Genomic DNA, 25840 nt, shown 5'->3' on the forward strand with positions numbered 1-25840 from the left:
CGAACGACGACGTCCGGACGCACGGTCGGGGGCAGGGCGGTGAACTTCAACCCGTCGCCGGTGTTCCTCGCGATGGCCGCGATGGTCGCCATCCCCACCGCCGTCACCGCACTCGTCCGCCACAGCGACCGGAAGCGACCCCCGTCGACGGTCGTCGGGGACGAGGCGTACGGCGTCCTCTTCACCGTCCGGGCTCGCCGGTGGAACTACCTGCTGCTCCGGATCGTCGGGATCGTCGTCATCGTGGTCGGCGGGTTGTTCCTGCTGTCCGCACTCGCCCTGCTCGACGACCCCGACTCGACCGGGATGCTGCTCGGCGGTGTCGCCTTCGGGCTGTTCGGGTTGCTCTTCGTCTACCTCGGTGTCGGACAGAAGCGTCGCCGAGTCGAGGCGTACGACACCCAGCTGGTCGTCACGCCGATGTTCCGTGCCGCCCGGACCGTCGACCCCGCGGCCATCAAGCACATCCGGCCCACGACGAACCGCTTCGGCGGCCTGGACGTCAAGGTGCACGGCCAGCGCGGGGTGATCACTGTCCTGTCCATCGACGCCGCGTACCCCGAGTTCTGCGCGTGGCTCGAGCAGCGCGCGCCGGCGCAGTGGGGCGCGTTCGTGCAGGTCTTCACGCGCTGAGCGCAGCACCTCGGTCCGTCGTGACCGTTCCTCCACACACGAACGGTTCACCACCGGTTTCCACAGCGTCCACCGGGGCCCCTCCGACGGCAGGGGCCGGGTGGCAGGATGTGGGGATGGACACCGAACCGCAGCTCGACGGCGAATCCGTCGCACCCGACCTCGACGACTTCGACGAGGTCGTCGAGATCGAGCACGAGTCGCTGCCGACGGACCGCTACTTCGACCGCGAGCTCAGCTGGCTCAGGTTCAACCAGCGCGTGCTCGAGCTGGGTGAAGACCGCACGCAGCCCCTGCTGGAGCGTGCGAACTTCCTGGCGATCTTCGCGTCCAACCTCGACGAGTTCTTCATGGTCCGCGTCGCCGGCCTGAAGCGCCGCATCGACACCGGCATCGCCGTCCCGACCAACGTCGGCCGTGCCCCCAGTGACGTCCTGCGCGACATCGCGAAGAAGGCTCACGAGCTGCAGGACCGGCACGCGCAGGCGTTCATCGGGTCGCTCAAGCCGGACCTCGACGCCGCGGGCATCCACATCGAGCACTGGTCCGACCTCGACGAAGCCGACCGGCAGCGGATGCGGGAGTACTTCAACGAGCAGATCTTCCCGGTGCTCATGCCGCTGGCGGTCGACCCGGCGCACCCGTTCCCCTACATCTCCGGGCTCTCGCTCAACCTGGCGGTGCGGGTCCGCAACCCGAAGTCGCAGCGCCAGGAGTTCGCGCGCCTCAAGGTGCCGCAGAACTTCTCCCGCTTCATCAAGCTGCCGGACGACAACTCCGGGCGGATGCGCTTCATCCCGCTCGAAGACCTCATCGCGAACCACCTCGACGACCTGTTCCCGGGGATGGAGGTCCTCGAGCACCACGTGTTCCGGGTCACCCGCAACGAGGACGTCGAGATCGAGGAGGACGAGGCCGAGAACCTCATCCAGGCCCTCGAGCGCGAGCTCCTGCGCCGCCGGTTCGGCCCGCCGATCCGCCTCGAGATCACCGAGGACATGGACCCGGTGACCCTCGACCTGCTCGTGCGTGAACTCGACATCACCGAGGAAGAGGTGTTCCGGCTGCCGTCGCCGCTCGACCTCGGCGGGCTGTTCGAGATCTCGAAGATCAACCGCCCGGACCTGCACTACCCGAAGCACGTGCCGACGACCCCGGTGCAGTTCCAGCCGGGTGAGCCGAACACGAAGCCCGACCTGTTCCGTGCGATCAAGGCGAACGACGTCCTGGTCCACCACCCCTACGAGTCCTTCGCCACGAGCGTGCAGGCGTTCCTCGAGCAGGCCGCGGCCGACCCGAACGTCCTGGCGATCAAGCAGACGCTGTACCGCACGTCCGGCGACAGCCCCATCGTCGAAGCGCTCATCGACGCAGCGGCCGCCGGCAAGCAGGTCCTCGCCCTGGTCGAGATCAAGGCGCGCTTCGACGAGCAGAACAACATCACCTGGGCCCGCAAGCTCGAGAAGGCCGGCGTGCACGTCGTGTACGGCCTGGTGGGGCTGAAGACGCACTCGAAGCTGGTGCTCGTCATCCGGCAAGAGGGCGGGACGCTCAAGCACTACAGCCACATCGGCACGGGCAACTACAACCCGAAGACCTCGCGCATCTACGAGGACATGGGCCTGTTCACCTCGGACGACACCGTGGGCAAGGACCTCACCCGCCTGTTCAACGAGCTGTCCGGCTACGCCATCGAGAAGAAGTTCAAGCGCCTGCTCGTGGCACCGCTGCACCTGCGGAAGGGCCTGCTCAAGCGCATCCAGACCGAGGCGGCGAACGCCCGTGCCGGCAAGCCCTCGGGCATCCGGATCAAGGTCAACTCGATGGTCGACGAGCAGATCATCGACGCGCTCTACCTGGCGAGCCAGGCCGGGGTGCCGATCGACGTCTGGGTCCGGGGCATCTGCTCGCTCAAGCCGGGGATGGAAGGCGTCAGCGACACCATCCGCGTGCGGAGCATCGTCGGCCGCTACCTGGAGCACTCCCGCGCCTTCGCGTTCCACAACGACGGCGACCCGGCGGTGTTCATCGGCAGCGCCGACATGATGCACCGCAACCTCGACCGTCGCGTCGAGGCACTCGTGCGGCTGGTCGCACCGGACCACATCAACGAGGTCCAGGAGATGTTCGACATGGCGATGGCCGACACCGCCAGCTCGTGGCACCTGGAGTCCGACGGCGAGTGGACGCGGCACTCCACCGACGATGCGGGCCGCCCGCTCGAGGACGTGCAGAATGTGACCATGCGGAAGATCTCGGCTCGGAAGCGCTCGACTCGGTGAGCGGCGGTCCCTCGGGCCCCGTCGTCGCTGCGGGCGCGGTCGTCTGGCGCGAACAGGACGGCACACCCCTCGTGCTGCTCATCCACCGCGACCACCACAAGGACGTCTCCCTGCCCAAGGGCAAGGTGGACCCGGGCGAGGCCGTCCCGACGACCGCTGTGCGCGAGATCGACGAGGAGACCGGCTACCGCGTCCACCTCGGCGCTCCGCTCGGCACCGCCGAGTACGTGCTGCCGAACGGTCGCGACAAGGTCGTGCACTACTGGGCGGCCCGGGTCTCGGCCAAGGAGTACGCCCGCGCCGGGGCCTTCGAGCCGAACCACGAGGTCGCCGCACTCGAGTGGGTCACCATCGACGACGCCCGCAACCGTCTGACGTACGAGCGGGACGTCGCGATCCTCGACCGCTTCGCCGAACGCGCCGCCGCCGGACAGCACCGCACCTTCGCCCTGATCACCCTGCGCCACGCGAAGACCGTGCCCGGCTCGGACTGGGACGGTCCCGATGCCACCCGACCGCTGCTGCCCGTCGGCCGTTCGCAGGCCAAGGCCGCCGCGGCGCCGGTCGCGGCGTTCGGCCCGAAGAAGATCGTGAGCAGCACGGCGGCGCGGTGCCTCGCGACCGTCGAACCGCTCTCGGCCGCGACGAAGCTCGGCGTCTCGAGCACCCCGGACATCAGCCAGGACGCCCACGACCGCGGAGCCGCCGACGTCAAGGGCGTCGTCCGGCGCCGCCTCGACAAGGGCAAGACCGCCGTGCTCTGCTCGCACGGCCCGGTGCTGCCCGACATCATCGCCCGGATCGCCACCGTGACCGCCGACGACTCCGGCCGCTTCGACCTGCGTCGTGCGGCGATGTTGTCCGTCGGGGACTTCTCCGTCATGCACATCGCCGGAGACACACTCGTCGCGGTCGAGACGCACCGCAACACGATCTCGGCGTGACCCGAGACCGGCGGACCACAGTGCCGCCGGACAGCAGCGCCACCGGGCCACAGCGGACGCGTCCGGTAGCCGGCCACGAGACGGGCCGCGCCGCGCCCGGAGAACGCGATCCGGGCCTCCCGACCGCCCTTCCGCGATCATGCGTGCGTATCTTCCGAACGCGCGCACAGTGCCCCCGATCCTGCTCCCTGCGCGGGCGCGGCGCACGCCGCCCCGACGCGGACAACCCCTCGTTCACCTTCCGTTCACCAGCGGGGGTGATCCCCGTCACCTCGCGTCCCTACAGTCGCTCCCGGGTCGGCACCGGCCCAGGGACCGCAGTGGTCCCACTGCATTCCATTCCCGAAGGGACCCCTGTGAACATCAAGCGAATCGGTTCGATCGCAGCAATCGCGATCGCCGGCGCAGTCGTGCTCTCCTCGTGCGCGGCAAACGAGGACGCGGGCAGCACCAAGTCCTCCTCCACCAGCGGCAGCGACTACTCGAAGCTCTCCGGCACCCTGACCGGCTCGGGCTCGTCCGCACAGCAGACCGCGCAGGCCACCTGGGCCGCCGGTTTCCAGGACGAAGCCAAGGGCGTCACGGTGAACTACACGCCGGACGGCTCCGGCGCCGGCCGCGAGAACTTCATGTCGGGTGCCGCGGACTTCGCCGGCTCCGACGCCGCACTGAAGGACGAGGAGCTCTCGGGCAAGTTCGAGTCCTGCAAGGCGGACACCAAGGGCATCGACATCCCCGTCTACATCTCCCCGATCGCCATCGCGTACAAGGTCGACGGCGTCAGCGACCTGACCCTCGACGCGAAGACCATCGCGGGCATCTTCTCGGGCAAGATCACCAAGTGGAACGACTCGGAGATCGCCGACCTGAACAAGGACGCGAAGCTGCCGGACGCGAACATCACGGTCGTGCACCGCTCCGACGACTCGGGCACCACGCAGAACTTCTCGGAGTACGTCTCCGCGAACGCCGGCGACGTCTGGACCGAAGAGCCGAGCCAGACCTTCCCGTACTCGGTCGGTGACAGCGCGAAGGGCACCTCCGGTGTCGCCTCCGCGATGGGCAACGCCACCAACGCCATCACCTACATCGACGACTCCGGCGCGGGTGACCTCGACCGCGCGAAGCTGATGGTCGGCGACAAGGCGACCGAGATCTCGGCCGACGGTGCCGCGCAGGTCGTCGCCGACTCGAAGATCGCAACCGGCCGCGAGGACAACGACCTCGCGATCGACATCGACCGCAAGGACACCGCTGACGGTGCCTGGCCGCTGGTCCTCGTCTCCTACGCCATCGCGTGCCAGGAGTACAAGGACGCCGACAAGGCCGAGCTCGTGAAGGGCTACCTGGACTACGTCGTCTCGAGCGCTGCTCAGGACGCCGCTGCGAAGGAGGCCAAGTCGGCCGCCCTCTCCTCCGACCTCGCGTCGAAGGCCAAGGACGCGGTCGCGTCCATCAAGTAAGGCCCCCCTGAGCGCCCGGACGCCGGTCCCACCCACATGACCGGCGTCCGGGCCCTCGCCCGTCCGGGCCCCACCGGGAGTGCAGCACCACCGCCGCCACCGGGAGCGCAGCACGACTGCCGCCACCGGGAGCACAGCATCACCGCTCCCACCGGGAAGAGCCCGCACCCGGACGTCCCACCCCGCTCCACCACCCGCACCCGTCGCCTCCCCCGGCGTTCCTCCGACTGGAGTACCCCATGACGACCGCACCGGCCCAGCCAGGGGCCACCGTCACCCCGATCAAGCCGAAGGCCGTCGTCCGCGTCGGTGACCGGATCTTCTCCGCCGCCTCGGTCATCGCCGGCGGCCTCATCCTCTTCGTGCTCGTGCTCGTCGCCGCGTTCCTCGTCTGGCAGAGCATCCCGGCGTTCTCCGCCAAGGTCGGCGAGCTGCCCGGGAAGGCCACGAACTTCTGGGACTTCGTCGGCCCCCTGGTGTTCGGCACCGTCTGGTCCGCGCTCATCGCGCTCGTGATCGCCGTGCCGCTGTCCCTCGGGATCGCCCTCTTCATCTCGCACTTCGCGCCGCGTCGACTCGCTCCGGTCCTCGGCTACGTCATCGACCTGCTGGCCGCGGTGCCGTCGGTCGTCTACGGCCTCTGGGGCATCGCCGTGCTGGCTCCCCTGGTGAAGCCCTTCTACGTGTTCCTGAACGAGTACCTCGGCTGGTTCCCGCTGTTCTCCGGTCAGGTGTCCGGCACCGGCCGCACGATCCTGACGGCCTCGATCGTCCTCGCCGTCATGGCGATCCCGATCATGACGGCGGTCATGCGTGAGATCTTCCTGCAGGCCCCGACCCTCAACGAGGAAGCGGCCCTGGCCCTCGGCGCGACCCGCTGGGAGATGATCCGCCTGTCTGTCCTGCCGTTCGCGAAGTCCGGCATCGTGTCCGCGATCATGCTCGGCCTCGGTCGTGCACTCGGCGAGACGATGGCGATCGCGCTGGTGTTGTCGGTCTCGACGAACGTCACGTTCGAGATGCTGACGTCGCAGAACCCCTCGACGATCGCCGCGAACATCGCTCTGCAGTTCGCCGAGGCTTCCGGGACGGCACTGAACGCGCTCATCGCGTCGGGTCTCATCCTCTTCGTCATCACCCTGGTCATCAACATGCTCGCGCGGTACATCGTCCGCAGCCGAGTCAGCTGAGAGGTCGCACCCGATGTCCCTCGCGCTCCGTCAGACCGGCACCGCCGGCAACGTCTACGCCAACGGCAAGCTGCACGCGTCCGTCCCGTGGCTGCTGCTGGTCGGCAGCTGGGTCGCCCTCGTCCTGGTCTTCGCCCTGCTCAACGCCGGTGGCGCCGTCAAGGACTTCAACGTCGTCGCCGCGATCTTCCTCGGCACGGTCCTGTTCGACGTGCTCATCGTCGTCGTCTCGCGCATCGTCGAGGGCGGTCGCAAGGCCGTCGACCGCCTGGTCACCTCGCTCGTCATCACGGCGTTCGTCATCGCGGTCCTGCCGCTGGTGTCGCTGCTCTGGACGGTCATCGCCAAGGGCGTCGCCCGCCTCGACGCGAACTTCTTCTCGTACTCGATGCGCGGGGTCATCTCCGAGGGCGGCGGCGCGGTCCACGCGCTCATCGGCACCCTCGAGATCACCCTGTTCGCGGCGCTCATCTCGGTGCCGATCGGTCTGCTCACCTCGATCTACCTGGTCGAGTACGGTCGTGGCGCGCTGGCGAAGGGCATCACGTTCTTCGTCGACGTCATGACGGGCATCCCGTCGATCGTCGCCGGGCTGTTCGCCTACGCGCTCTTCGCGCTGTTCCTCGGCCCGGGTGCCCGCTTCGGTCTGGTCGGCTCCGTCGCCCTGTCGGTGCTGATGATCCCGATCGTCGTGCGCTCCACCGAAGAGGTGCTGAAGATCGTCCCGATGGAACTCCGCGAGGCCTCGTACGCCCTCGGTGTCCCGAAGTACCTGACGATCCTCAAGGTGGTTCTGCCCACGAGCCTCGCGGGCATCATGACCGGCATCATGCTCTCGATCGCCCGCGTCATCGGTGAGACCGCCCCGCTGCTCGTCACGGCCGGCTTCACCGCGAGCATGAACTACAACCTGTTCCGCGACCCGATGATGACCCTGCCGGTGTACGCCTACACGCAGTACTCGCAGCAGGGCGCCAACCCGGTGCCGTTCGTCGACCGGGCGTGGACCGCGGCCCTGGTGCTCATCCTGATCGTGATGCTGCTCAACCTGCTTGCCCGGATCATCACCCGCCTCTTCGCCCCCAAGCTCAGCCGCTGACCGTCCGCCCCCGCGGATCCAGCGTCACCACCCACCCAGAAGGATCAACGTGTCCAAGCGCATCGAGGTCGACGGCCTCAACGTCTACTACTCGAAGTTCAAGGCGGTCGAGGGTGTCGACATCACCATCGAGCCCCGCACCGTCACGGCCTTCATCGGCCCGTCGGGCTGCGGCAAGTCCACCTTCCTCCGCACCCTGAACCGCATGCACGAGGTCATCCCCGGCGCCTGGGTCGAGGGATCGGTCAAGATCGACGGCGACGACCTGTACGGCCCCGGCGTCGACCCCGTGCTCGTCCGCCGTCAGGTCGGCATGGTCTTCCAGCGACCGAACCCGTTCCCGACGATGTCGATCCGCGACAACGTGCTCGCGGGCGTCAAGCTCAACAACAAGCGCGTCTCCCGCTCCGAGGCCGACGACATCGTCGAGCGCTCGCTGCAGGGTGCGAACCTGTGGAACGAGGTCAAGGACCGCCTCGACAAGCCCGGCATGGGTCTGTCCGGTGGCCAGCAGCAGCGGCTCTGCATCGCCCGCGCGATCGCGGTCGAGCCGGACGTGCTGCTGATGGACGAGCCCTGCTCGGCCCTCGACCCGATCTCGACCCTGGCCATCGAGGACCTGATCGAGGAGCTCAAGAAGGAGTTCACGATCGTGATCGTGACCCACAACATGCAGCAGGCGTCGCGCGTCAGCGACAAGACGGCGTTCTTCAACATCGCCGGCACCGGCGCTCCTGGCAAGCTCATCGAGTTCGACGACACCGCGACGATGTTCTCGAACCCGTCCGTGCAGGCCACCGAGGACTACGTCTCGGGCCGCTTCGGTTGATCGGCATCCGTCCGTCGCGCTGACGGACGGCCTGGAGGCCCGGTGCACGTCCGCCACGGACGCGCACCGGGCCTTCGTGGTTGCGCCGGGTGCCGCGGCGGCCCGCAAGACGTGCGCATGTTCCGACGATCCACGCGTCGATCGACTCGTGGTTCGTCGTTCGATGCGCACGCAGACGTTGCGTGCGTATGTTCCGACGTTCCACGCGTCGATCGACTCGTGGAACGACGAAAGGTGCCCGCGCATCGACTGCACGGGCACCTTCCGGAGTACCGTCAGGCCGTGGTGGTGGGGACAGCCATGATCGGCGACGAGGTCGGCTGCTTCGAACCACCAGCGGGCTCGACCGTCATGCCGATCGTCGCACCCTCGGACATCGCACCCTTCAGCACAGCGGAGTGCACACCGTCCGCCGCGCCGTCGACCAGGCCGGCCGACTTGATGGCACCGCCCTGCTCCTCGGAGCCGATGTACCAGAGCTCGTACGTCTTGCCCTTCGGCGCCTGCTCGACGCCGTCCAGGATCACCGCGGACTTGCCGAGGTCGTTCGACCACACGACCGTCGCCGAACCGCCGCCCGCGACCTTGGTCGTGGTGCGCTGGAAGTCCGACGCGGCGTAGATGCGGTCAAGGCCGCTCGAGGCCTGCGTGGTGCCCGGTCCGGAGCCGTTCGGGTCGAAGACCGATCCGACGCCGAGTCCCCCGAAGAAGACCGCGGCGACGGCAGCAGCGGCCGTCAGCATCACCGCCGGACGCTGGAACCAGCGGCGGCGAGCCTCGGACGACGCCCGGCCACCGGCGGTGGGGCCGTCGGCGATCGAGGTGACGGGCACGGCGGGCGCAGGGCGGGCCTCCTGGGCGGGGGTGGTCTCGGCGACCGGGGTCTGGTCGACCGTCGTGTCGGCGAGGGGTGCGGCCTGCGGGGTCGTGGCGATCCGGGCCAGCAGCGACGCCTTCAGCGACGCGGGGGGCTCGATCGGTGCGACGGCGTAGGCGAGCTGCAGCGCGGTCTCGCGCAGCGAGTCGTTCTCGGCCTGCAGCTCGGGGGACGTCCGGAGGGCGTCCTCGAGGAGCGCGCGCTCGTCATCGGACAGCGCGTCGAGTGCGTGGGACCCCGTCATCAGTGCGGGGTCGTCGTGGCGTTCGGTCATGAGGTCACCCCCATCTCGTCTCGGAGTCGGATCATCCCGTCACGGAGACGGGTCTTGACGGTGCCGATGGGGACACCGAGGTGTTCGGCCATCTCGCTGTGCGAGTAGCCGCCGTAGTACGCGAGTTGCACAGCCTGCCGCTGGAACTCCGTGAGCTTCGCCAGCGCTCGGCCGACGCGCTCGTGCTCGATGCGGATCTCGACGGACTCGGAGACCTGGTCGAAACCGGCCTCGAGGTCGCGGATGCCGATCTTGGTGTCGCGGTCGTGCGAGGACTGCGAGGCGCGGACCCGGTCGACCGCGCGGCGGTGGGCCATGGTGAGGACCCAGCTGGCGGCCGTTCCGCGCGTCCGGTCGAAGCGGGTGGCCTGCTGCCAGACTTCCAGGAAGACCTCCTGCGTGACCTCTTCCGACTGCGCGCGGTCCCGGAGGAGCCGCGTGATCAGACCGAGGACCCGGCCGGACAGTGCGTCGTAGAGGTCCGCGAAGGCGGCTTGGTCACCGGAGGCGACCCGGGCGAGGAGGTCGTCCGGCGATGCCTGAGCTGGCTCTGACGAGCTCCAGCGTTCGGTGTCGCTATCCACGAGGGCAAGCATTGCAGGTTTCCCTCCTCTCGGTTGCTTTCGTTGACCAGGCGGGTAGCACGAAGCCCCCGCATGGGCGGTCGAGACGAGGGGCCGGCGTGACCCACAGGGAATTGACCGGCGGTGCCGGTCCGGGTCACACCGGGCCTCTCGCTTCGTGACGGGCATTCCGTCCGCCACGATGATGATTCGGCGCGGTCCCCGCTGTGGATTGGGCGGGGATCGGGATTTCTCGGCGGCGCGGGCGCGGCGGGCTCCCCGCGGGCGGTGCGCTGGCACGCCCGGGGCCGGTTCTGTCCACCATGAGTGAACAGGGTCGAGTGATCAGCCGACGTCTCGTAGACTGGTGATCGCCGGGCCGCAGCAAGCCCCGGGCTCCAAAATTCGCCGCTTCGAGCGGCCTCGCGCCGAGAGGCGCTTTCTGCGGCTCGGCTTCTCCATGCCCGGATGCGTCGCGCGCTCGCGCGGCCGTGCGCGTCGTCGCGAAACTCCGCGCCCCTGGCCTGGAGGCTGGGTGCGGGTCCGCCCCTCCGCCCGCTCAGTCCAGGCTGTCGCGACGCCAGAGCGCCGCCGCCTCGGTCAGGTCGGCCGCCAGCTCCGTCAGGCGGAGCGCCCGCGTCGTCAGCTCGCCCGCCCGCTCGGACGCGACCAGGTCGGACTCGTCCGCCACGGCGGTCGCACCGGCGGCGGTCAGGCGGCAGAACGATGCCCCGCGGTCCAGCGCCACCGCGAGGTCGCCCGTGTACAGGCCGTGCAGGATGCGGTCGGCGAGCGTCAGGATCTCGGCCGGGCCGGTCGGTTCCTCAGCACCCGCGACCGCCTGGTCGATCGTGCCGATCTGCGCCGTGCCCCGTTCGAACAGGTACGCGATCTCCTCCGGGTTCTGCCGGATGACGATGCGCACCAGGTAGACCCGCCAGAGCGCCCCCGGCAGGGTGTGCGCCCCCACCCGCGCCCACAGCTCCGCGATGGCGTCGATGCCGTGCACGTCGGTGTAGGTGACGAGCCGCTCGACCACGGCGGGGTCCGGGTCCTCACGCACACGGTGCAGCAGGGCGTTCGCGGTCTCGTGCGCGACACGGTTCACCAGCGCCGGGTCCTCACCGCCCTGGATGGCGGCGAACTCGGCGTCGGTGAAGTGGACAGGACGGTGGTGATCGCGAGGCACCGCAGCAGTGTAGGCGCGGCCGGTGACACGCCCGCGGCCCGTTCGCCGAGAACGCAACGACTGCGCCGCGCGTACCGTGTTGCGGCAGGGAGGCGCTCCTCCCTGCACGTGAAGGAGAGGATCTTCCATGAACGCCCTGCTCATCATCCTGGCTGTGATCGCAGTCATCCTGCTGTTCGTCGGCGGGTTCGCCGCGAGCCTGAAGTTCCTGCTCTACGTCGGCATCGTGCTGCTGATCATCGCGGTCATCGCGTGGCTGCTGCGAACGCTCACCGGACGCCGGGGCTGACCCGCTCGCACGGTTCTGTCCCAGAGGCCCTCACCCGCTAGCCTTGCGGGTGAGGGCCTCTAGCTCAGTTGGTAGAGCACCGGACTTTTAATCCGAGGGTCGTGGGTTCGAGCCCCACGGGGCCCACAGTTGCCGGGATCGAAGGTGTCAGTCACACCGCATCCCGAACTTTCCCCGAACAATCACGCCGCAGTAGCCCGTGCGAGCAGTGAGTCGAGGGCAGCTGCCGCCCTAACCGTACCGGCGGTGCGGCTCATGTAGACGTCCTGCGTGAGGCTCGGGTTCTCGTGCCCGAGGAACTCGGCGATCTCGCGGGCGCTCAGCCCAGCCTGGTCGAGCACCGTGGCCACGGTCTTGCGGAAGCCGTGTGATTTGAAGCCAGGGAAGCCCAACCTGTCTCGGTTCGCGCGCCAGTCTGCCTCCGTGTTCGACGGGTCGCGCAACTTGCCGAGCACGGAGGGGAACACGAGTCCCTCCGGAGTCTCGATGACGGTCGATCGTCGCGCCCGGAGCATCTGGGTCAGCCCTTCGGACATCGAGATGGTCCGCATCGACGCCATGGACTTGCCCTGCCCCTGGATGCGGAGGCCCTCACCGATGATGCGTACAACGTTCGGACCAAGGGCAACCTTGCCCGCGTCGAGGTCGACTCGATCCCATGTCAGTGCCGTCGCCTCGCCGATCCGACTGCCGGTGTGCAGCATGAACTCCCACAGGTCGACGAGGTCGAGACGTCGCATCTCAGCGTCACCGCGGACTGCGGCCCGGAACTCGGAGATGCGGTCCGCAGGCAGAGCCTCTGCAGCACGTGACGGCCCCTTCCGGATGCGCTCCACCCCTGCGACAGGGTTGTAGGGCAAGGCGTCGCTGGAGACGGCGAGCGCCATCATCCCCGAGAGCGCAGAACGGCACCCCTTTGCTGAGCCAGGTCCATTGACTTTCGCCACCTGTGTCAGGAAGCGCTGGGTCCTCAGGGTGGTGAGCTCTCCCACCGTGAGATCACCGATCATGGGCAGGATGATCTTCCTGATGTTGTGCCGGTAGGTCTCGACGGAGCGGGGCTTCAGTCCTGCCTCAACCTTCAGGTCGAGGTACAACGCAGCGAGAGCCGAGAGCGAAGTGGCCCGCGTGACCCCTTCGGACATTGGTGTCTCGATTTCGACAAGCGCGCGCTTGAGGGCCGCAGTCGCCTTCGCCGCGGTCGAACCGGTCCGCTCGACCTGACGTCGCTTCCCGTCCTGGAATCTGTAGAGCGTGCGCGCACGCCAAGCGGTGCCCACGCGCTGGGTGTGAACGACGCCGTGCGCGCCGATCGGGGTCCTAGGCCTTGCCATTTGGTGCCTCTTCGCCGCGAAGCATGCGATAGCCCGGCAGAGACTTGCGGGCCTCCTCAACGTCGTCATCCGTGGTCAAGCCCTCGATCGGGAGCGCCTTCCAGTTGCGACGCGGCTCGTCGATGAACTCCAGAGCGGCGGGCAGAGCTGGCATCGACGCCTGCGGGTAGTGCAGTCTGAAGTGGTCTCGGAGGTTCGCAAGCTCCTTCAACCGCGCCTCCGCTTCCTCCAGACGCTTGGCAGTGCTGTCAGCACCGTCACGGATAGCGAGAATGAGTTGAGCGTGGGACCCCCGGAACGCGGCGATGTCGCGCGCGATCTCATCGGTCAAGGCCACCACGTCGGCGACGTCGTAGTAGTCGTCAGCAAGGTCCTGGTGCTCGTCGGCGAACTCGCGGGCCACGGCGGGGAGAGCACCTGAGAACCACTTGGCAGCTTCATACGGCTTCAACAGGGTCGTCCCGTCGGGAGCAAGGTCGAGGTCATCGCTCCCGTGCGTTGCGAACAGCAGCGCGACCGGAGGCACGTTCAGCGCGAGAGCGAAGAGCATGACATCCGTGACGGGCATTGCCTTCCGCTTCTTCTGGAAAATGCCCGCGAGGGTGTTCGGCGTCAGATCCCACCCGAGCTCGCCGAGCCGCGTGAGCAGATCAGCATTGCTGAGGCCTCGTGCGTCCCTGTAGTGCAGCACCGAGTCGACGACGCGGTTGCTGTACGCCTGCGCCCAACCCTCGAGGCGCAGGCGGTTCGCAACGGCTTCTGGATCTCGGGATCGCGCTCCACGCCCGGTCGGCTGAGTTGTCATAGTAAGACAGTAAAGCACATGCCTCTGTGTCGTGTTGACATCCGACGGAACTCGCTCCTACGATCGGAACGTCCGCAGGGTTGACAACCACGACCCTCCAACTGTCATAGAAAGACACCACTGATGATGCAGCCGATCCGCCAGATCGAGGAACTGCCCGAATGGTCCACGCGCGCCGAACTGTCGCAGTTCACGGGGATCTCGATCCAGACGTTGGCGCGCTGGAAGGTCGAGGGGCATGGGCCTCAGGTGACCAAGCTCGGCGGGGCGGTTCGCTACCGCAAGGCCGACGTCCTCGCGTGGCTCGACGGCCTCTCGGCCGTCGCGTAGCGGCCCCACACACAGACAATGCCCCCGAGGTCGGCCAGGACCTCAGGGGCGACGATCACAACACCACTTTCGGAGATCTCGTGAACTACTACCAGCCTATCGCTCAGCACATCTCGAACGACAGTGATCGCAAGCCGACCGCTCGCGCCCTGGCTCGCCCGGAAGCGCGGTGCGTCGACATCCTCTGCTCTGGCAGCGTCGTGCCGATGGAGCCGGACGCGGCCCGGCGCCTCGCTGTCCGCCTGTTCGAGGCGGCGGCGCTCGCCGAACGCCCCCAGTCGACGGAGTGGCCGTGACCGTCGCCTTGAGGCCCCGGGTGACCCGTCGACGAGACGGGGCCGAGTGACCTGGACCAAGTTGTCAGACGACTTCACTGACGACACGTGGAACCTGTCCGACGCCGCGTTCCGTCTCCACCTCGAAGGGCTCGTTTGGTCCAACCGCAAGCTGCTTGACCTTCGCATCCCCAAGGCAGAAGTTCGACGGTTCGGCAAGATCCCTGAGGCCGCGGCCGAACTCGTCGAGCACGGATGGTGGTCCGAAGACGGAGGCTTCTACCTGATCCGCCACCATGCTCGCTACCAGAGGTCCCGCGAAGCCGTAATCCGGCAGCAGGCCGTGAACAAGCAGAACCGGGCGAAGCGGGGACTCCCTCAGAAGCCTTCCCGAGAGCTCGTGTCCCTGGCCGCCGACTCCGACGACGATTCGATCGACGAATCGTTCGACGAACAGGACTGGACAGGACAGGCCGGGATGAGGGCGGGGCACTTAAAGCAGGGAGAGGCACCCTTCACTTCCCAACCAGTCACGACCTGGCCGACGAGGTCCATCCCTTCGCACCCTGAGTGCCGTGCGGCAGGATGCACCTCGACTGTCGAAGGGATTCGCGGGGGTATCTGCCCATCGCAAGACCCGGAACACACCGCGCTGAGGTCAGCTCCCGGCTGGGCCGCCTGATCACTCAGCACACCACCCTTCGCCAGTCGGTCGAAGGATTAATGAGGGCACGACCCCTACCTAAAGGAGGGGGTCGTGCCCTCGCTCCGTCTCGAGCGTTCGTCCTCGGAGCGATCGTCGGGAGGCCCCCCCTCTCCCCCCCCCCGGGGGGGGGGGGGGAGCGCTGTCACGATCGCTTCGTGCTGCAGCTCGAGGTGCGCGCGGGTCTGGGAGATCCGAGGGGAAGGCCGCAGCCGTACGGCCGAAGCCCGCGAGCCCCCTCCCTCCCGGACAGCGATACAACCATCGGGGCGGGTTCATGCGACGAAAGCCCGACGAAATAACTAACTGCGCAACTCCTACCGAACGACAGTTGCACGAGGTACAACCGCAGCGTCGAACTCAGTCGATCGACCATCGGTCGGCCGGTCATCGCCATGACGAGAAATCACCGAAGCTCCTCGACAAGGAACTCCTCGATGCGGGGATGCAGCGCAGAGCCGCTGGCCAGGGGCCCGAGAGCAGTGCGCCCCGTCGATGTCAGTTCGACGATCTCCGGTCGCCCTCCAGGCGTACGGATCCAACCTTCAGCCTCGAGCATCGAGACAAAACGGGCTGCAAACTGCGGGTTTTGTGATGCTACTCCTCGCTGGACTAGCCCTCGACGCTGGCGTTGCGGAGTTTCCATGAATTTGGCGACAATTTTGGACACGATTCCGAAGGTGGCATGATGCGACCAGACCAGGATCGGATCAATGTCTTTAGTGAGCGCCCCGTTGAAGTTGAGGTAGCCCAACGCTGCTTCGCCCGACAGGCGGACACGCGGCGAGTCGGTACGAAGATCTCCGACGAGCACGGAAAGTGAGTCGTCGACTTCGCTGAAATCAGCCCCCCGCAAGGAAGTGCCTGAAAAAGACACATCCGCGAGGAGCGCATCCTTGAACGAAGCCCCGTCAAGCACTGCAGACCGGAAGGAGACACCGTCAAGGATCGCACCATCGAACTTCGCCCCGTCTAGATTGGCATAGTCAAGCGACACCGTTGAGAGGTCAGAGTGCGAGAAATTAACACCTTGGACTTGAGCCGGACGACTTTCGTCGGAGATGACCAAGAAATTGAGTTGCACGCCAGCCAGGTCTGGCCGCGGCCCCGCGACGGCCCTCAGCGGGTGCCAGGCCGGGTCGTCGGCTGGCCGCAGGAACCTGTCGATACCCTGGTAAAGAACGGACAGGTAGGCACCCGGCTGCTGACCACCGTCTCGAGCCGACCACGCGGCGGTCAGCATCGCCAGCAGTTCTTCCAGGGCAGCCCGTCCCCGGGAAGTGACGAAAGTCCGCATGGCGTCGGAAACTGGGATCGCCGTGCTCAACGCACGCTTCGACGTCAAATCCTCGATAAGGGCTTCTGCGACGAGAAACTCTCGCAAGGAGTTGTGCGAGAACTTCCACCCCTTGTTGGCTAGAGGGTCGCGACTCAAGCTACCCGAGCGACGTAGGTCCTCGAAGAGCGACTCAATCTCGCTCTCGCGTTGACCCTGCTGGACGCGCTTGAGATGACTCGAGAAGAACTTCTCGACCAGCCCCCGAAAATCGCTTTCGCTACAGAAGCGGTTCCCCGTTCGAGTCAGCCACACAGCCAGCGATTGGAGGAAACGCCGCCTGTCCTCGACACTCACGAGTCCCGCCTGGTTCAGGTCGCGCAACGCGAGCTTGTCCAACACCAGCGTGTAGATATCCCATTCAGTGAGACGCTCCACCGATACATCCACCAGGTTCGCCGCAACCTCAACAAGGTAACTGATGATCACTGGCTTGCCGGACAACGCGATCTCACTACCCTCCTCAGTTGCGCGGAATACACGGCGAAGGATTGCAACCACAGTGTCTGCCACGTCGGCTTGTGAGCTCAAGATGCTGCGGACGAGAACCTCGGTCTGTTCGGGCGACAGATCTTGCAGCGACCGCTCATAGCGCTCGAGAAGGTTTCGCTCGATGAAACCGTCAATCTCCGCCTCTTGCGCCTTGAGTTCCTCGGCTTCCTGCAAGAGATAACCAGAGCGCAGTTCGAGGGTTCGGTAAAGATGATCGAAGAGGGCGAATTCCTCCGCCTCCGAGAAGTAGTTTGGTCGACTTGTTAGAAGCCCACGCGCTCCACCGCTCGTCAATTCCGCGAGCGTTCGAAGACATTCGCGTCTTTCCCTCTGGTTGAGGTACTGCGCCATTTCATCATAGCCGTCTAGCAGTAGGATCACTCGCCCACTGCGAATCAGCGACCATAAGAAGTCTACCGGCACATGAGACAGTCCATTGTGATCGAGGAAGTGGTGCAGCAGCCCTTGCGCGTCGAACTGTCGAGTGAAGTTGCCCAATTCGATTCGGAGAGGAATGGGCTGCAGCGGATTCTGCTTATATGCGTTGAGCCAGCGCTCCTGAAGCACGCGTGTCAGCGCAGTTTTTCCCGTGCCATACTCGCCGACGACGATGAGCCACGATTCATCTTTGTTGTCACGCTCTAGCCATGCGTCGAGCCAGGGCAGCGCCTCCTGACTCCCGTGCATGTCACTGAATTTAGGCGGCTGATAAACACGAGTCAATTCTTGCAGATCTTTTGCCAGAATCCCGCTGCCAGTGAATTGCTCGACGTAGGGCTCAAAGCGCTCGAATCGCGCGAAGAGCTCGTCGTAGGTCATGGTCATGATTCGTGTAGCAGCAGCGCGCTCCTTCACATTGATCGTGAAGCCCTTCGCACTCACGATCAGGCACCGCGAACTAGCGTCCATCTCGCGCACCATAGAAAGCTTGGTGAGGTCCTTGCCGTACTTCTCGTTGTCTACGTATTCGAGAGTTACCTCGATGTACATCTTCGCCGCGAACGGATCTCCCAATGGCGTCGCGACGAGGTCGATCTCCGCCCCGTTCACCTTCACAGGTCCCTCAACCTGGAAATGGTTGAGTTTCAGCAACTCTGCGACAGCGATGGGCAGGTCTTCGGCAGTGAAAGTCGGCACGTAGTCATCTTGACACCGATGGAGCGAAAACGGGAGTCTCCCTCGACTCTGGTTCCCTCTGGGACGCGTCGATTGGAGGACACAAGGCGATACTGAGGAGGTCGACGAGCTCTGGCCCTCGCTTCCGCTAGTCGTGGCCGAGGGATGCAAGCGTGCTTCGAGTGGTTGCACCAAGTCGCGGAGTTCGACGAGGACGGGCCGTAGACATCATCGAGGAACGGCTAGCGGCAGACTTGGGGAGAGAAGACGTGTCCGACATCGAGCTGAGGTTCGGGAGCAATGACGGCGACATCGATCCCGTCGAACTAGCGCGGTACAAGGCCGCTCTCGACCGGCTTTGGGCGGAGGACACCCATGACGTGCGCGGCGAGACGGATGCCTTCCGGCAACGTCTCAAGCTGACTCACGACGATGCGTTCACAGGTCTCTTCAGGGTGTACATCTCGGCGATCGAAGCGGCCGACTGGGGATCCGAGGCGATGGACAAGGTCATTGGCCGGATGGAAGCGGACAACGAGGATCGGGCCGACATCGACGCGCTCGCCGACTACCACTGGGTCATACGGGGATTTATGGCTCGTGCCCTCACGACATTCGGCGAGATCACCTGGCTCCTGGAAGGGGGCTTCCCGGGTGGGGCGACGGCTCGCGCTCGGACGTTGCAGGAACTCGCCGTCACAGCCGCCGTACTTGCAATCCACGGACACCCGGACGGAGAGCACCCGGAGTTGATCAAGCGTTATGCCCGGCACCACGAAGTGTTCAATCGGGACTCCGCGGTTCAGATCTCTGCGAGCGGCATCCTCGAAGACGACCCGTTCGACGAATCGACGATGGGGTTGCTGAGTACGGCGCACGACGAACTGCTCGCCGAGTTCGGTCGAAAGTTCGCGGAGCCATACGGATGGGCGCAACCGATCTTCAAGGCTCGAGAACGAGTGAGTTTCACAAAGCTGTCGAAGCTCGTCACCCCTCGGCTCGAAGTCATCTACCGGTTGTCTAGCTCCCACGTCCACGCCGACTCCGAGGGTTGGAGCCACGGACTTGTCACGCGCGGTGATGAACAGATGTTTGCCGCGGGCCCGACGAACCTCGGCCTAGGCCTACCGGCCGAGCTGGCCTGCGACCTGCTCAACGTCATGCTGCAACTCGCCGTCCCGTCGTCAATCGCGGACGAGGGCCAGGTCGACTCTGATGGAACCTTGCTGTTGGCAGGCGTGCGGCACCTCACCCAGCAGGCGCTGACTGCTCTTCACAACAGGCAGTCAGAGGTGGAGGCCGCGGAGCAGGACTTCCAGGCAGGCGAGTCGGCGTAGGCGACGTCTATCGGTCCCGAACTATCCCCGAACATACTTAGGTCTGGAATAGAAGCCATCGATACGTGATGCAGCCGTCCCGGCCGAGGTGCCGCAACCATCGGAAGAGTGCGGCTACTTCTGATAGCGGGCTATTCCTAATCCGAGGGTCGTGGGTTCGAGCCCCACGGGGCCCACCACCTTCCTGAACGCCGGCTTCCCGGTCTCGCTTGCACTCTTGTCTAGACTCAATTCGATGGGCCGAGGATCGCAGCGCGAACGGCCGGGCACCCCCAACGACCCGGCGACGATGCCGCGACGCCGCCGCAGACTCGTCCCCGCACTCGCCCTCGGCGCCATGGCACTCGGGGTCTCCGGACTCCTGCTGATCCTGCCGAGCGTGTCGAGCGCCTGCCAGCCCGTCTCCTCGTCGACCTCGGCCTCGGCCGTCGCGGCCCCCGGGGTCTCGGCCGAGCGGATCGCGGCGGCGATCGAGCCCGGATCGCGTGTCCTGATCGTCGGCGACTCGTACACGTCCGGTCGTGGGTCGACCAGCGGGATCCACGGCTGGGCCCAGGACATCAGCGAGGACCGCGGGTGGAAGGCAAAGATCGACGACTACCCGGGCACCGGCTACGTCGACGTCGGCGCCTCCGGTTCGTCGCACTTCACGTTCGGTCCCCGGATCGAACGAGACGCCTCCTTCGACCCGGAACTGGTGATCGTGCAGGGCAGCCAGAACGACTGGCTCGTCGACGCCGACACCCTGCGCGCCGCCGTCGAGCGCACGCTCCGCACGGCGCAGCAGACCTGGCCGGACGCGGTCGTCGTCGCGTTCGGTCCGTCGGCACCCCTGCCGCACGCGAAGACCACGGTCGGTGTCGCCGCCTCGGTCTCGTCGGCTGCAGCCACAGTCGGGGTCCCCTACATCGATGCCCTCGCCGGCCGGTGGTTCACGACCACGAACAGTCCCGGGTACTCGGCGCCCGACGGCGGGCACCCGAACGACGCCGGCCACCAGTACCTGGCTGACCGCGTCAGCGAGGCGCTGGACGCCCTCGCCACCCCCGCCGACAGTGCCCGGTGCGCCTGACGGGTGCCGTCCGCTCCTGAACGGGGTACAACCCGTCCCCAGCGAGCTCATGGGAGATCCCCTGCACAGCACAGTCGGTCCCCAGCGGACTGTTGGGCTCCCGCCGATAGTGTCGTTCCCGGATCCGATCACCGGATCCTGCAGCACCGCACCACCACGAACGAACGGGGTACACCGTGATCGAGCCCATCGAAGCCACGCAGACCAGCACCACAGGTGACGCGCGCCGCATCGTCGAGCTCGCAGCAGCGACCAACACGACGATGAGCAACGAGCTCCTGCTCGACACGCTCCGCCGCAACGCCCAGGTCACGACCCGCCACATCCGCAAGGACTTCATCGAGGTCGCGACCGCCACCGCCGTGCTCGGCTACGTCTGCCGCCAGCGCAAGGACTTCATCGCGCTCCGCGGCGACGACCCGGCCTGGGCACACGAGGTCGGCCGGTACGCGACCGAGTCCCTCGCGGTCGAGGCACTCCGGATGCGCCGCGGCTGACGCCCGGCTTCCGACACGAACGCACAAGGCCCCGCCGGACACCCGGCGGGGCCTTCGTCGTGTCAGCGGTGCGAGCCGACCGGAGTCCTCAGGACCAGACGCGGCGGATCCCCCACGAACCGGTCCAGGTCTCGTCCGGCTCGAGCCAGCGCAGACCTTCGCCGGAGTTCAGGGCGTTCGCGGGTGCCGTCATCGGTTCGACCGCGACGGCCAGGCCCTTCCCGTCGCCGCGCGGGTACTCGCGCGACGTGAAGACCTGCACGTACGGGAACGAGGCGTCCTGCCAGAGCTCCACCCCGTCGCCCTCGGGCCCGTGCATCGTCGTGCGGCGGATCCCCTCGGCGTCGGGGGTGACGTCCGTGTACGCGGTGTCGAGGTCCGAGTCCCCGGCCCGCCGGCCCTGACGGAGGTCGTACGGCGTGCCCTCGACCAGCACCGACCCGTTCGGCACCTTCTGCTCGTCGACGGTGAACGCGGTCGCGGCGTCGAGCGTGACGACCAGGTCGTCGGCGGGGGTGTCACCGGCACGCAGGTACGGGTGCGCGCCGACGGCGAAGGGTGCGCGGACGCCCGAGCGGTTCGTGACCTCGTGCGTGACACGGATGCCGTCGTCGACGAGCTCGTGCAGCACGCGCGTCTCGAGGGTGAAGGGCCACCCGTGCTGCGGGTGGATCGTCGCTTCTTGCTGGATCGAGGTCCCGGTCTGCGACACCACCCGGTACGGGGCGAAGCGGAGCAGCCCGTGCGAGGCGTTGCCGTACTTCGGCTCCGAGATGTCGAGCTGCTGCCGCTTGCCCTCGAGCTCCCACACACCACCGGCGACGCGGTTCGGCCAGGGCGCCAGGACGATGCCGTTCGCGCCCGGCGGCTGCTCGGTGACGGGGAACGGCTCGGTGATGTCGAAGCCGGCGACACGGAGTTCGCGGATGCCCGCGGCGACCTCGGTGACCACGGCTTCGACGACCCCGTCGGGTCCGGCGTGGTGGAGGCGGTACTGGCCACCAGTGGGTGCTGCGGTCATGGGGTGTTCTTCCTTCCGGCTGGTTCGGTGCGCTGCTCGCCGTCGGCGACGATCACCTGGGCCCCGGCCGCCCGGATCGTGGCGACCGCGTCGGCGTCGGCCTCGGCGGTGACGACGACGTCGATGTCCTCGAGCGCGCGGACGACCCCGATGTGGGCCCGGCCGAACTTCGACCCGTCCGCGACCACGACGGTACGCCGGGCCGTCGTGGCGAGCATCCGCTTGGCCTCGGTCTCGGGCAGGTTCACGTTCGTCAGGCCGTGGTCGACGTCGAGGCCGGTGCCGCCGAGGAACACGAGGTCGGCCGCGATCATCGGCAGGACGGCGCCGTTGAAGGGTGCGACGAGCGAGTGCTGCAGGGGCCGGAGGGTGCCGCCGGTGACGATCACGGTGAAGCGCGGGACCGCTCGCTCGAGCGCGAGCGCGGTGGTGAGGGAGTTCGTCACGACGGTGACGCCCGTGAGCTCGGTCCGGGCCACGAGCGCCTCGGCGACGGCGGCCGGCGTGGTGCCGACGTCGAGGACGACGCACTCCCCCGGACGCACCAGCGCCGCGGCCGCACGGCCGATGGCCGCCTTGGCCACCTGGTGCTCGACGGCGGTCTCCTCGAAGGGGCGCTCGGTGGAGCCGGCCCCGAGGCGGACCGCGCCCCCGTGCACCCGGCGGATCCGGGCCTCCTGGTCGAGGACGGCGAGGTCCTGGCGGACGGTCACCTCGCTGGTGCCGAGGGACGCGGCCAACGCGGCCGTCCGGACCATGCCCGGGGCACCGTCGACGATCGCGACGATGCGGTCCTGCCGCAGGGGCGCGGGCAGCGCGCCGGCGAGGAAGGAGAGGTCGGCGTCCGTCATGTGGACAGTTTCGCTTGCTTCCGATGTCCTTCGCAACGCTTCGGATGGGCGCTAGGCTGTTCCGGTGATCACCAAGCGCGTGACGAAGCTCGCGGACGGCCGCGACCTCTTCTACTTCGACGACGCCGACTCGACGCTGCCCGCGGAACGCAGCATCGACGACCGCGTGCTCGACCCGCGGCCCGAGACGGCGCGGATGCGGCAGGACGTCCTGACGGGTGAGTGGGTGTCGATCGCTGCGTCCCGGCAGAACCGTGTGTTCCTGCCACCGGCCGACCAGGACCCGCTCGCGCCCCAGAGCCCGGCCAACCCGTCCGAGATCCCGAGCCGCTACGACGTCGCGGTGTTCGAGAACCGCTCGCCGTCGTTCGGCCCGCTGCTCGAAGCCGACGACGCCCCCGAGTCGCTCGAGTCCCTGAGCGACGTCGGCCTGAACCGCCAGCTCCGCTCGATCGGCCGGTGCGAGGTCGTGTGCTTCTCCCCCGAGACCTCGGGTTCCTTCGCCTCCATCTCCGAGTCGCGTGCCCGCACCGTCGTCGAAGCCTGGGCCGACCGCACCGCCGCGCTCTCCGCGATGCCGGGCATCCAGCAGGTGTTCCCCTTCGAGAACCGGGGCGAGGCGATCGGCGTCACGCTGCACCACCCGCACGGGCAGATCTACTCGTACCCGTACATCACGCCGCGCACCCAGCGCCTGCTCGCGAGCATCGAGCGGTTCGGGCCGGACCTGTTCGAGCAGCACCTCGCGAACGAGCGGGGTTCCGAGCGGGTCGTCCTCGCCGGCGAGCACTTCACCGCCTTCGTCCCGTTCGCCGCGCGCTGGCCCATCGAGATCCACATGCTGCCGCACCGCCACGTGCCCGACTTCGCCGGCCTGACCGACGCCGAGAAGGACGAGCTGGCGCACATGCACCTCCGGCTCACCCGTGGGCTCGACGCGCTCTACGGCGACCCGACGCCGTACATCGCCGCGTGGCACCAGGCGCCGGTGCACACCGCCCGCGACACCGTGCGGCTGATGCTGCAGATCACCTCGCCGCGACGCGCGGCGGACAAGTTGAAGTTCCTGGCCGGCAGCGAAGCCGCCATGGGCGCCTGGATCGGGGACCTCGTGCCCGAGAAGGCGGCCGAGTTCATCCGACAAGGAGTCGAGCGCGCATGACGTTCCAGCAGGTCTTCGGGTACGAGCCGACGGTGCGGTACTCCGCACCGGGTCGCGTCAACCTGATCGGTGAGCACACCGACTACAACGACGGCTACGTGTTGCCCTTCGCGATCGACCGTCGCACCACCGCGTCCATCGCCCAGCGCGACGACCGGATGATCCGCGTGGCATCGGCCTTCGACGCCGCGAGCGAGCCTGTCGCGCTGTCCCTCGACGACCTGTCGCCCGGGGCCATGGACGGCTGGTCGGCCTACGTCTTCGGGATCGCCTGGGCCCTGCGCGAGCAGGCGGGTGCCGATCTGAGCGACAAGACCGGGTTCGACGTCTTCATCGACTCCGAGGTCCCGGTCGGTGCCGGCCTGTCGTCCAGTGCCGCGATCGAGTGCGGTGTCGCGCTGGCGTTCAACGACCTGTGGGCACTCGGCCTCGACCGGAAGTCCCTGGCGCGCGTCGGGCAGTACTCGGAGAACCACGCTGTGGGCGCCCCCACCGGGATCATGGACCAGTCGGCCTCGCTGCTCGGCGAGCAGGACGCCGTCGTGTTCCTCGACTGCCGCACGCTCGACACCGCCGTCGTCGACCTGGCGCTCGAAGCGAACGGGCTCGAGGTCCTGGTGATCGACACCCGTGTCGAGCACGCCCACGCGACCGGTGGCTACGCCGCTCGTCGGGCCTCGTGCGAGAAGGGTGCCGAGGTGCTCGGCGTCGAGGCACTGCGTGACGTCAGCATCGAGGACCTGCCCCGTGCGCAGGAGCTCCTGGACGACGAGACCTTCCGTCGTGTGCGGCACATCGTGACCGAGGACCAGCGTGTCCTGGACACCGTCCGCACCCTGCGCGAACAGGGCCCCCGGGCGATCGGTCCGCTGCTGGTCGCGTCGCACGAGTCGATGCGCGACGACTTCGAGATCTCCGTTCCGGAGCTCGACCTGGCCGTCGCGACGGCGGTCGAGCACGGCGCCGTCGGCGCCCGCATGACCGGCGGGGGGTTCGGCGGTGCGGCGATCGCGCTCGTCGACCAGGCGTCGCGTGACGCGATCGCCGCAGCGGTCACCGCCGCGTTCGCCGACGCCGGGTACCGCGAGCCGAACGTGTTCACGGTGCGCGCCGCGCAGGGCGCTCGGCGCGACTGACCGCTGCGGCGCAGGCCGTCACCCGCGCGCTCGGCCGCTCGGCGCTCGGCGCTCGACGTTTCGCGCTCAGCGACAGGTCACGCGGCGATCAGCCCGTGAGCTGTCGTTCAGCACGAAAGCACGGCGAGGCCGGACGAGCCGTGCCCGCCGTGCGTTCGACGGCTCGGCCGACTCAGCCGAGGTAGTCCGCGTACCGGACGTGCTCCACGACGTTCCCGAGCACGAACGGGTGCGCCCGACCGTGCTCCACGGCCCACTCCACCCACGCGGACTGCGCCGGCATGAGCAGCCACACCAGCGCGGTGGTCCCGAGCACGGCGGCCAGGGTCAGGCCCATCACGGTGTGCTCGTCGAACCGGGCTGCCCCACGGCGGGCGATCGCGACGACGAACCCGACGACTGCGAACCCCACCGTCGCGAGCGTCCACCCGAACCAGGGACCCGACGTGAACGTGTACTCCTGGCCGGCGTGCACGAAGGTCGTCGCCCAGGTCGACCCCGGAGCCTGGAACAGCACGCAGATCGCCACGATGACGATCAGCCACCGGGCGTCCTTGGTCAGTTGCGACGGCTCGGTCCGGGGTCGCATCACCGGCGCCGTCTGCAGTCGTTCGTCCCCCATGCCGCGACCGTAGCACCGGCGGGGTGCACCTCGTGAGCAGCAATGGTCGGGTGCGATGACGCCACCCGACCATTGCTGCTCACGATCGCGACCGCGCCGAGCCCCGCGCGACCGCGCGT

The 25840-nt window shown here is 67.6% G+C and carries 25 protein-coding genes and 1 tRNA gene; 17 read left to right on the forward strand and 9 right to left on the reverse strand.

Annotated elements, in window-relative coordinates:
• Nucleotides 1-39 precede the first annotated feature (39 nt).
• From BOSE127_RS09590 to pstB, 7 genes are all read left to right on the forward strand, one after another.
• Nucleotides 40-633: a hypothetical protein gene (locus BOSE127_RS09590; RefSeq protein ID WP_159557014.1), complete on the forward strand. Its 594-nt coding sequence runs from the start codon at nucleotides 40-42 to the stop codon at nucleotides 631-633.
• 116 nt (nucleotides 634-749) lie between these two features.
• Nucleotides 750-2915: an RNA degradosome polyphosphate kinase gene (locus BOSE127_RS09595; protein ID WP_159557016.1), complete on the forward strand. Its 2166-nt coding sequence runs from the start codon at nucleotides 750-752 to the stop codon at nucleotides 2913-2915.
• The gene (locus BOSE127_RS09600; protein WP_017888090.1) at nucleotides 2912-3859 is read left to right on the forward strand and encodes an NUDIX hydrolase; all 948 of its coding nucleotides are present in this window, start codon (nucleotides 2912-2914) and stop codon (nucleotides 3857-3859) included. Before BOSE127_RS09595 ends, BOSE127_RS09600 begins: the two co-directional genes overlap by 4 nt.
• A gap of 356 nt (nucleotides 3860-4215) precedes the next feature.
• Nucleotides 4216-5322: a phosphate ABC transporter substrate-binding protein PstS gene (locus tag BOSE127_RS09605; RefSeq protein WP_017888091.1), complete on the forward strand. Its 1107-nt coding sequence runs from the start codon at nucleotides 4216-4218 to the stop codon at nucleotides 5320-5322.
• Between the two features lie 239 nt (nucleotides 5323-5561).
• Nucleotides 5562-6512: a phosphate ABC transporter permease subunit PstC gene (gene pstC, locus BOSE127_RS09610; protein WP_017888092.1), complete on the forward strand. Its 951-nt coding sequence runs from the start codon at nucleotides 5562-5564 to the stop codon at nucleotides 6510-6512.
• Nucleotides 6513-6525: 13 nt separating this feature from the next.
• Nucleotides 6526-7611, forward strand: a complete 1086-nt coding sequence (pstA, locus tag BOSE127_RS09615; RefSeq protein WP_017888093.1) for a phosphate ABC transporter permease PstA — start codon at nucleotides 6526-6528, stop codon at nucleotides 7609-7611.
• A gap of 49 nt (nucleotides 7612-7660) precedes the next feature.
• The gene (pstB, locus tag BOSE127_RS09620; RefSeq protein WP_017888094.1) at nucleotides 7661-8440 is read left to right on the forward strand and encodes a phosphate ABC transporter ATP-binding protein PstB; all 780 of its coding nucleotides are present in this window, start codon (nucleotides 7661-7663) and stop codon (nucleotides 8438-8440) included.
• Nucleotides 8441-8715: 275 nt separating this feature from the next.
• Here the strand turns inward: pstB and BOSE127_RS09625 are convergent, their stop codons facing one another.
• From BOSE127_RS09625 to BOSE127_RS09635, 3 genes are all read right to left on the reverse strand, one after another.
• Nucleotides 8716-9591, reverse strand: coding sequence for an anti-sigma factor (locus tag BOSE127_RS09625; RefSeq protein WP_017888095.1), 876 nt, complete (start codon nucleotides 9589-9591; stop codon nucleotides 8716-8718).
• On the reverse strand, nucleotides 9588-10187 hold the full coding sequence (gene sigK, locus BOSE127_RS09630; protein ID WP_017888096.1) for an ECF RNA polymerase sigma factor SigK: 600 nt from the start codon (nucleotides 10185-10187) through the stop codon (nucleotides 9588-9590). Before sigK ends, BOSE127_RS09625 begins: the two co-directional genes overlap by 4 nt.
• 526 nt (nucleotides 10188-10713) lie before the next feature.
• Nucleotides 10714-11343, reverse strand: coding sequence for a hypothetical protein (locus tag BOSE127_RS09635; RefSeq protein ID WP_017888097.1), 630 nt, complete (start codon nucleotides 11341-11343; stop codon nucleotides 10714-10716).
• A 127-nt stretch (nucleotides 11344-11470) separates the two neighbouring features.
• Here BOSE127_RS09635 and BOSE127_RS09640 point away from each other — a divergent pair, with 127 nt between their 5' ends.
• Together BOSE127_RS09640 and BOSE127_RS09645 are read left to right on the forward strand one after the other, a co-directional pair.
• On the forward strand, nucleotides 11471-11632 hold the full coding sequence (locus tag BOSE127_RS09640) for a hypothetical protein (RefSeq protein ID WP_017888098.1): 162 nt from the start codon (nucleotides 11471-11473) through the stop codon (nucleotides 11630-11632).
• A gap of 53 nt (nucleotides 11633-11685) precedes the next feature.
• Nucleotides 11686-11758, forward strand: a tRNA-Lys gene (locus tag BOSE127_RS09645).
• A gap of 56 nt (nucleotides 11759-11814) precedes the next feature.
• On the opposite strand, the gene BOSE127_RS09650 is transcribed toward BOSE127_RS09645, so the two are convergent.
• Together BOSE127_RS09650 and BOSE127_RS09655 are read right to left on the reverse strand one after the other, a co-directional pair.
• Nucleotides 11815-12912 carry a site-specific integrase gene (locus BOSE127_RS09650; protein ID WP_159557018.1) on the reverse strand — a complete coding sequence of 366 codons (1098 nt, stop codon included), beginning with the start codon at nucleotides 12910-12912 and terminating at the stop codon, nucleotides 11815-11817.
• A gap of 40 nt (nucleotides 12913-12952) precedes the next feature.
• Nucleotides 12953-13771: a hypothetical protein gene (locus BOSE127_RS09655; protein ID WP_159557020.1), complete on the reverse strand. Its 819-nt coding sequence runs from the start codon at nucleotides 13769-13771 to the stop codon at nucleotides 12953-12955.
• Between the two features lie 123 nt (nucleotides 13772-13894).
• Between BOSE127_RS09655 and BOSE127_RS09660 the strand changes: the two genes are divergently transcribed.
• From BOSE127_RS09660 to BOSE127_RS09670, 3 genes are all read left to right on the forward strand, one after another.
• On the forward strand, nucleotides 13895-14101 hold the full coding sequence (locus BOSE127_RS09660; RefSeq protein ID WP_079237275.1) for a helix-turn-helix transcriptional regulator: 207 nt from the start codon (nucleotides 13895-13897) through the stop codon (nucleotides 14099-14101).
• Between the two features lie 80 nt (nucleotides 14102-14181).
• On the forward strand, nucleotides 14182-14397 hold the full coding sequence (locus BOSE127_RS09665; protein WP_159557022.1) for a hypothetical protein: 216 nt from the start codon (nucleotides 14182-14184) through the stop codon (nucleotides 14395-14397).
• 46 nt (nucleotides 14398-14443) lie between these two features.
• Nucleotides 14444-15058 carry a hypothetical protein gene (locus tag BOSE127_RS09670; RefSeq protein WP_159557024.1) on the forward strand — a complete coding sequence of 205 codons (615 nt, stop codon included), beginning with the start codon at nucleotides 14444-14446 and terminating at the stop codon, nucleotides 15056-15058.
• A gap of 427 nt (nucleotides 15059-15485) precedes the next feature.
• Here BOSE127_RS09670 and BOSE127_RS09675 read toward each other — a convergent pair whose 3' ends face one another.
• Nucleotides 15486-18044, reverse strand: coding sequence for an NACHT domain-containing protein (locus BOSE127_RS09675; protein WP_159557026.1), 2559 nt, complete (start codon nucleotides 18042-18044; stop codon nucleotides 15486-15488).
• A gap of 248 nt (nucleotides 18045-18292) precedes the next feature.
• On the opposite strand from BOSE127_RS09675, the gene BOSE127_RS09680 reads away from it, so the two are divergent.
• From BOSE127_RS09680 to BOSE127_RS09690, 3 genes are all read left to right on the forward strand, one after another.
• Nucleotides 18293-19360, forward strand: a complete 1068-nt coding sequence (locus BOSE127_RS09680; RefSeq protein ID WP_159557028.1) for a DUF5677 domain-containing protein — start codon at nucleotides 18293-18295, stop codon at nucleotides 19358-19360.
• 235 nt (nucleotides 19361-19595) lie between these two features.
• The gene (locus BOSE127_RS09685; RefSeq protein ID WP_081612335.1) at nucleotides 19596-20432 is read left to right on the forward strand and encodes an SGNH/GDSL hydrolase family protein; all 837 of its coding nucleotides are present in this window, start codon (nucleotides 19596-19598) and stop codon (nucleotides 20430-20432) included.
• Nucleotides 20433-20608: 176 nt separating this feature from the next.
• Nucleotides 20609-20929: a hypothetical protein gene (locus BOSE127_RS09690; protein WP_027466636.1), complete on the forward strand. Its 321-nt coding sequence runs from the start codon at nucleotides 20609-20611 to the stop codon at nucleotides 20927-20929.
• 88 nt (nucleotides 20930-21017) lie between these two features.
• Here BOSE127_RS09690 and BOSE127_RS09695 read toward each other — a convergent pair whose 3' ends face one another.
• Nucleotides 21018-21950 (reverse strand): aldose 1-epimerase family protein, encoded by a 933-nt coding sequence (locus BOSE127_RS09695; protein WP_159557030.1) that lies wholly within the window; start codon nucleotides 21948-21950, stop codon nucleotides 21018-21020.
• Nucleotides 21947-22801: a DeoR/GlpR family DNA-binding transcription regulator gene (locus BOSE127_RS09700; protein WP_017888102.1), complete on the reverse strand. Its 855-nt coding sequence runs from the start codon at nucleotides 22799-22801 to the stop codon at nucleotides 21947-21949. Before BOSE127_RS09700 ends, BOSE127_RS09695 begins: the two co-directional genes overlap by 4 nt.
• Before the next feature lie 64 nt (nucleotides 22802-22865).
• On the opposite strand from BOSE127_RS09700, the gene galT reads away from it, so the two are divergent.
• Together galT and galK are read left to right on the forward strand one after the other, a co-directional pair.
• A complete protein-coding gene (gene galT, locus BOSE127_RS09705; protein ID WP_017888103.1) occupies nucleotides 22866-23963 on the forward strand; it encodes a galactose-1-phosphate uridylyltransferase in 1098 nt (365 codons plus the stop codon).
• On the forward strand, nucleotides 23960-25099 hold the full coding sequence (galK, locus tag BOSE127_RS09710) for a galactokinase (protein WP_042539255.1): 1140 nt from the start codon (nucleotides 23960-23962) through the stop codon (nucleotides 25097-25099). Before galT ends, galK begins: the two co-directional genes overlap by 4 nt.
• A gap of 172 nt (nucleotides 25100-25271) precedes the next feature.
• Here galK and BOSE127_RS09715 read toward each other — a convergent pair whose 3' ends face one another.
• Entirely contained in the window at nucleotides 25272-25721 is a 450-nt protein-coding gene (locus BOSE127_RS09715) for a hypothetical protein (protein ID WP_042539253.1), read from the reverse strand.
• Nucleotides 25722-25840 lie beyond the last annotated feature (119 nt).

Origin of the sequence: Curtobacterium sp. 8I-2, assembly GCF_902506155.1 — a bacterium.
Classification (GTDB): Bacteria; Actinomycetota; Actinomycetes; order Actinomycetales; family Microbacteriaceae; genus Curtobacterium; species Curtobacterium poinsettiae.

Bases quoted from the DNA above. Each gene is read 5' to 3' on its own strand.
- BOSE127_RS09595 (WP_159557016.1), top strand. From the start codon at position 750: ATGGACACCGAACCGCAGCTCGACGGCGAATCCGTCGCACCCGACCTC.
- pstC (WP_017888092.1), top strand. From the start codon at position 5,562: ATGACGACCGCACCGGCCCAGCCAGGGGCCACCGTCACCCCGATCAAG.
- pstA (WP_017888093.1), top strand. From the start codon at position 6,526: ATGTCCCTCGCGCTCCGTCAGACCGGCACCGCCGGCAACGTCTACGCC.
- BOSE127_RS09625 (WP_017888095.1), bottom strand. From the start codon at position 9,591: ATGACCGAACGCCACGACGACCCCGCACTGATGACGGGGTCCCACGCA.
- sigK (WP_017888096.1), bottom strand. From the start codon at position 10,187: ATGCTTGCCCTCGTGGATAGCGACACCGAACGCTGGAGCTCGTCAGAG.
- BOSE127_RS09640 (WP_017888098.1), top strand. From the start codon at position 11,471: ATGAACGCCCTGCTCATCATCCTGGCTGTGATCGCAGTCATCCTGCTG.
- BOSE127_RS09655 (WP_159557020.1), bottom strand. From the start codon at position 13,771: ATGACAACTCAGCCGACCGGGCGTGGAGCGCGATCCCGAGATCCAGAA.
- BOSE127_RS09660 (WP_079237275.1), top strand. From the start codon at position 13,895: ATGATGCAGCCGATCCGCCAGATCGAGGAACTGCCCGAATGGTCCACG.
- BOSE127_RS09685 (WP_081612335.1), top strand. From the start codon at position 19,596: ATGGGCCGAGGATCGCAGCGCGAACGGCCGGGCACCCCCAACGACCCG.
- BOSE127_RS09695 (WP_159557030.1), bottom strand. From the start codon at position 21,950: ATGACCGCAGCACCCACTGGTGGCCAGTACCGCCTCCACCACGCCGGA.
- BOSE127_RS09700 (WP_017888102.1), bottom strand. From the start codon at position 22,801: ATGACGGACGCCGACCTCTCCTTCCTCGCCGGCGCGCTGCCCGCGCCC.
- galK (WP_042539255.1), top strand. From the start codon at position 23,960: ATGACGTTCCAGCAGGTCTTCGGGTACGAGCCGACGGTGCGGTACTCC.
- BOSE127_RS09715 (WP_042539253.1), bottom strand. From the start codon at position 25,721: ATGGGGGACGAACGACTGCAGACGGCGCCGGTGATGCGACCCCGGACC.